Annotated in this window: 6 protein-coding genes; all 6 read left to right on the top strand. The window is 48.9% G+C overall.

Annotation, left to right across the window (positions count from 1 at the left end):
• On the top strand, positions 1-623 hold a 623-nt coding region (locus AC06L3_RS06670; protein ID WP_475669843.1), incomplete at its 5' end, for a polysaccharide biosynthesis protein.
• Positions 620-1,915 carry a polysaccharide biosynthesis C-terminal domain-containing protein gene (locus tag AC06L3_RS06675; RefSeq protein WP_475669844.1) on the top strand — a complete coding sequence of 432 codons (1,296 nt, stop codon included), beginning with the start codon at positions 620-622 and terminating at the stop codon, positions 1,913-1,915. The genes AC06L3_RS06670 and AC06L3_RS06675, both read left to right, overlap by 4 nt.
• 93 nt (positions 1,916-2,008) lie before the next feature.
• Positions 2,009-2,866, top strand: coding sequence for a sce7726 family protein (locus AC06L3_RS06680; protein ID WP_475669845.1), 858 nt, complete (start codon positions 2,009-2,011; stop codon positions 2,864-2,866).
• Between the two features lie 2 nt (positions 2,867-2,868).
• A complete protein-coding gene (locus AC06L3_RS06685) occupies positions 2,869-3,804 on the top strand; it encodes a sce7725 family protein (RefSeq protein ID WP_475669846.1) in 936 nt (311 codons plus the stop codon).
• Between the two features lie 108 nt (positions 3,805-3,912).
• A complete protein-coding gene (locus AC06L3_RS06690; RefSeq protein ID WP_475669847.1) occupies positions 3,913-4,803 on the top strand; it encodes an RES family NAD+ phosphorylase in 891 nt (296 codons plus the stop codon).
• Positions 4,804-4,826: 23 nt separating this feature from the next.
• Complete coding sequence (wecB, locus tag AC06L3_RS06695) at positions 4,827-5,990, top strand: non-hydrolyzing UDP-N-acetylglucosamine 2-epimerase (protein ID WP_475669848.1); 1,164 nt, start codon at positions 4,827-4,829, stop codon at positions 5,988-5,990.
• Positions 5,991-6,000 lie beyond the last annotated feature (10 nt).

Here is a 6,000-nt window from a genome sequence, read left to right on the forward strand (position 1 = left end):
TAGCAGTCGCAAAGTCCCGCAACTCAGGCACTTACGACAAAGACGGCACCTTCCACGGCACCAAAATCTGCTGCACCCGCTACGGCAATGTGATGTGCTCCCGTGGAAGCGTCATCCCCCTCTGGATAGACCAGATCCGCAGCGGCAACCCCATCACCCTCACCGAGCCCAAGATGACCCGCTTCATAATGTCGCTCGAAGAAGCCGTTGACCTTGTGCTCTTCGCCTTCGAAAACGGCCAGAATGGCGACATCCTCGTCCAGAAAGCTCCTGCCTGCACCATCCAGACTCAGGCCGAGGCCGTATGCGAACTGTTCGGAGGCAAGAAGGAGGAGATTAAGGTCATCGGCATCCGCCACGGAGAGAAGATGTACGAAACCCTCCTCACCAACGAAGAATGCGCCAAAGCCGTCGATATGGGCAACTTCTACCGTGTCCCAGCCGACAACCGAGGCCTCAACTACGACAAATTCTTCAAGGAAGGCGACGAAAAGCGCAACGTCCTCACCGAATTCAACTCCGACAACACCACCCGTTTAGACGTAGCTCAGACCAAGGCCAAAATCGCCAGCCTCCAATACATCCAGAACGAACTCAACGGCATTGCCAACCTCGCCAAATGAAGATACTAGTAACAGGGGCTAAAGGCTTTGTAGGCAGAAACTTATGCCTCGAACTCAAGAACATACGTGACGGCAAATCCCGACACTGGGGCATAGGTTGCACAGACGCAAATGATTCGCGTGTGTACGAAACCATCGACGAAGTCTTCGAATACGACCTCGACTCCACCCCGGAGCAGCTGGAGCAATGGTGCGAACAGGCCGACTTCGTGTTCAACCTGGCAGGCGTCAACCGCCCGCAGAATCAGGACGAGTTCATGAAGGGCAACTTCGGCTTTGCCAGCACCCTTCTCGACACCCTCAGGAAGTACGGCAACACCTGTCCCGTGATGCTCAGCAGCAGCCAGCAGGCCTCCCTCACCGGACGCTTCGGCAACAGCGAATACGGCCGCAGCAAAAAGGCGGGCGAGGACCTCTTCCTGGAATATGGCCGCCAGACGGGTGCCAAGGTGCTGATCTACCGTTTCCCGAACCTCTTCGGCAAATGGTGCCGCCCGAACTACAACAGTGCCGTGGCCACCTTCTGCAACAACATAGCCAACGACCTCCCCATACAGGTCAACGACCCAAGCGTAGAGCTCGAACTCCTCTACATAGATGACCTCGTAGAAGAGATGATAGCCTGCTTAAAGGGTGAAGAGCGTCATTGCGAATTTGACGGCCTCAACGTCATCCCGTCAGAAAGTTGCGCGGACGCGAGTGACTCGCGTATTGCGCAAGGTCGCTACTGCTACTGCCCCGTGACCCACAAGGCCACCCTCGGGCAGATAGTCGAGCTGCTGCACCAGTTCAAGCAGATGCCTCAAACCCTCCTCATACCCGAAATCGAAAACGGCAGCTTCGCCAAAAAGCTCTACAGTACCTACCTCAGCTACCTGCCCGCAGACAAAGCCATCTTCGACCTCAAGATGAACTGCGACCAAAGAGGCAGCTTCACCGAACTGCTCCACACACCGAAGACAGGGCAGGTCAGCATAAATATCTCCAAGCCCGGAATCACCAAAGGCGAGCACTGGCACCACACCAAATGGGAACAGTTCATCGTAGTCAAAGGCCACGGCCTCATCCGGATGCGGCCCGAAAATCCCCGTCCCGGCCAGATAGGCCCTGACGGACAGCCCCTCATCCAGGAATACGAAGTCACCGGCGACAAGATACAATCCGTCATCATGCTCCCCGGCTACACCCACAACATCATCAACCTGAGCCAGACCGAAGACCTCGTCACCATAATGTACTGCAACGAAATCTTCGACCCTGCGCACCCCGACACCTACGGAGATCCGGTATAGGTCGAGATAGATTGGCCGGTAAATAACCGTCTGTAAAGAGTGAAACATAAAAACTTGTTCGTATATTTAACCCTTATTGAACAATAGAAACAAATGAGCCGAGTTCAAACATACCAATATCAGGATTATGCCGGTCTATTCTCCCGAAGCATTTTCTCTGATGTGCTCAAATACGGAGACTGCTCGGCCATCAGTAAGAAAATCAGCCAATACGAGAAGTGCTCTTTCCCCACATATTTAGACTATCTCGCTTACATCTACAAAGAGATATCAAAGCACTACAGATGCGAATATGTATATAAGAACGAACTGATAAAAAAAGCGATAAACACACATTTCAGGCGGAAAGACACCGTTGCTTTCAACGAATTCAGAGCAGGAAATTCAATAGTGGATATTGCCCTTTTTAATGGCGAGAGCCGAGCATTTGAAATCAAAACAGAGTACGATTCCACCAAAAGGCTCGATAAACAGTTGAAAGATTATTCCAGCATTTTTCAAAAGTGCTATGTCGTAGTCCCATTCGAGCAAAAAGATTTCTACGAAACATATCTCGAAGAAAAAACAGGTATCGTACTCCTCTCCAGAGAAAATGGCAAAATTCAATTTTCAGTACAACGGGAGGCACAAAAGAATGCGGGAATAGACCCACATATCTTAATGACCACATTAAGAACTCAAGAATACAAAAACATTGTCAAAAACTACTTTGGATATCTTCCCGATGTCTCTTGCTTTGAAATGTTCAAAGCCTGCGAAAAAATGCTATACGAAATTCCGGCAGAATATCTGTCAGCAGAATTTATTAATCAGGTAAAGACTCGGAAAGGCATTATCAACGAACTGAAACAATATCCTGAATTCATCCGTCAGATATGCCTGTCAATGAATTTGCGACAGAAAGAGGCCGAGGCAATCATCACAACATTATCAACCCCGATAACAATATAACTATGTACTATCCATATCTAAGAGGTAAACAGTTTGAGCTGCTCGCAATCAGAGAGTATGTCTCTACACATTTGAACTCAACGGACATTGTTCCTATAATTGAGCCTGTCAATAAAGCGGTAGCCAGTTTACAGACTTGTATAAAAACTCTGGTATCATCTTCCTTCAAGTTTGCACTTGTGCTCAATTCAAAAGAAGGAGAACTGAAACACGCAACACTCAATCTGCTTGAACAGATACCCACTCTGAATGATGTACGGGAATATTGGATTCCCGCATTCGTCTGCAAGAAAATATCAGATGTCCCGTCAGTACTTTCAAAGTATGGAGAGATGAACGGCATCATGATTATCTTTAAGGACGGACTTGACACAAATGATACAAATATTGGAATACTGTCGGATTCGAGAATAGAGTACATAGTAGCCGGCAATTATTCCAGCGCCAATATTGCGGACCTGGTGGATATTCCGGACAAGAAGATTATTTGTCTGGACGATAAGTTCAATGAAAGACCTCGAAATGCGGATTACCTTGAAGTTCAGAACGAGTTGTTTACTGACAGACCATTCTTCTACAAAAGAGAGGGCTTACACGGTTTTTCTGACTATACCACACTGCCAAAGATATTTCAGGATGGAGGCCGTCTTCCCTGGGCTGTCGCCATTCATATCACGTACCAGCATTCAAAGAGAGAAATCTATGTGGGCCACTTCGTTTCCGATACGAATGACAGCAACCGTGATATAGCAAACAAATTTTTCGAGGCATGCTCAAAGATTGACACGTTTTTCTCTAACAGGCAGGATAGTACCGCAGCTGTAAGAGAACTAATCAGTATGGTCAAACCCGGGTCGCAGAAATATCCGGGACTTGGTGTAATCAAAAAACTTTCAATTGAAAACCATTTGGAATTAATCCATAACTTAGGCATATAATCCATGAAAATCGGGTCGTGTTGTTTTAAGGATAAGGAAATCCGAAACTTCATAGAGTCAGCCACTTCAGAAGTGGTGAAATGTGATGTGTCCGGAAACACCTGTCCTGTGATAGAGATAGAGGAGTTGGCTGATTTCTTCGAGGCTGTCTTGAGCTTATTCGAGCTTGATGATAAAGGAACTCCTATTTCCAGCCTTTTTGTAAACTTGGGAATCTTCGAAAACGTTCAATTCTCCAAAAAGGTTTTGAACGAATTATTCCAAAAAACAGGGAAAAAGATAAAGTCGAATTCAAAGATGTCTTTTATCCCTCAAATCAAAAGGTGTTCTACAGAATGGGACAAACTCAAGACCGAAGTGCGGGAGCAGAAGCGTTTCTTCGCCGATTTGACCTCATTCAAATGGGAAGCATACCTGAAGCCGGACGAAACAATCAATAAAGATGCTGTTTTTTACAGATCAAGAGTCTTGCCTGAAAGCAGGATAAGACTGAAACCGTCAGACATGGGCTGCCCTCCTAAAGAACAGGCTACCGCAGGACGCGCCAATCCGTTCGGCATACCGTATCTATATCTCAGTTCGCCAATGGAGACAACTTATTATGAAGTACGTTCTCTATTCAAAGACATACTGTATGTTGGCAAGTTCATTATTCAAGAAGACTTGAAGGTCGTGAACTTCACAAACGACATAAGCCTGTTTTACGCATATTCCACATCTTCCACATCTTCTCTGGTCGATGTCTGTAAAAAAAGAGTGATTATCGAACTGATAAGTCACGATATGTCGAAACCCCTCCGAAGATATGACAAAGAGATAGAATATGTACCGACCCAGCTGATTTGTGAATTCTGTAAGCACAAAGGTGCTGACGGTATCATTTTCAGAAGCTCACTGTACGATAAAGGCGTAAACCTTGTCGTGTTCGATGAGAAAAAAGCCACCTGCAACAGCGTGAGCAAAAAAGAAATAACTGCAGTTACTATAATAGCAGACTAACGCAACAAAATAACGAAACAGACATGACCTCCTTCCAGAACAACGGCAAGCTCAAGCTGCTCATCATTGTGGGCACACGGCCCGAAATCATACGCCTTGCGGCAGTCATCAATAAATGCCGCCAGTACTTCGACACCATCCTCGCCCACACAGGCCAGAACTACGACTACAACCTCAACGGCATCTTCTTCCGCGACCTCCAGCTCGCCGACCCCGACGTCTATATGGAAGCCGTAGGCGAAGACCTCGGAGCCACGATGGGCAACATCATCGACAAGAGCTACAAACTGATGGTCGAGACCAAGCCCGATGCCGTCCTCGTCCTGGGCGACACCAACTCCTGCCTCAGCGTCATCGGAGCCAAACGCCTCCACATCCCCATCTTCCACATGGAAGCCGGCAACCGCTGCAAAGACGAATGCCTCCCCGAAGAGACCAACCGCCGCATCGTAGATATCATCTCCGATGTCAACATCGCATCCTCAGAGCACGCCCGCCGCTACCTTGCCGAATGCGGCCTCCCGCGCGAACGCACCTACGTCACCGGCTCCCCCATGGCCGAAGTCCTGCACCAGAACCTCGCCCAGATACAAGCCTCCGACATCCTGCCAAAGCTAAAGCTAAAGCCAAAGCAGTATATACTCCTCTCCGCCCACCGCGAAGAGAACATCGACACCGAGCGCAACTTCCTCAGCCTCTTCAGTGCCATCAACGCAATGGCCGCCAAATACGATATGCCTATCCTCTACAGTTGCCACCCCCGCAGCCGCAAAAGGCTCGAAGCAAGCGGATTCACCCTCGACCCCCGCGTCATCCAGCACGAACCCCTCGGCTTTCACGACTACAACTGCCTGCAGATGAACGCCTTCGCAGTAGTCTCCGACAGCGGCACCCTCCCCGAAGAGAGCAGCTTCTTCACCTCCATCGGCCACCCCTTCCCCGCAGTCTGCATCCGCACCAGCACCGAACGCCCCGAGGCCCTCGACAAAGGCTGCTTCTTCATCAGCGGCATCGACGAGAAGGGCCTCCTTCAGGCCGTTGACACTGCCGTAGAGATGAACGCCAATGGCGACCACGGCATCCCCGTGCCGGACTACACCGACCAGAACGTCAGCACCAAGGTGGTGAAGATTATCCAGAGCTATGTGGGGATAGTGAATAAGATGGTTTGGAGGAAGGAACAGTAGAGCACTCAAT

The sequence above is a fragment of the Candidatus Egerieousia sp. genome (genome assembly GCF_056211015.1).

Excerpts from the sequence above, each read along its gene's own strand:
- AC06L3_RS06675 (WP_475669844.1), top strand. The coding sequence starts at position 620 with ATGAAGATACTAGTAACAGGGGCTAAAGGCTTTGTAGGCAGAAACTTA.
- wecB (WP_475669848.1), top strand. The coding sequence starts at position 4,827 with ATGACCTCCTTCCAGAACAACGGCAAGCTCAAGCTGCTCATCATTGTG.
- AC06L3_RS06685 (WP_475669846.1), top strand. The coding sequence starts at position 2,869 with ATGTACTATCCATATCTAAGAGGTAAACAGTTTGAGCTGCTCGCAATC.
- AC06L3_RS06680 (WP_475669845.1), top strand. The coding sequence starts at position 2,009 with ATGAGCCGAGTTCAAACATACCAATATCAGGATTATGCCGGTCTATTC.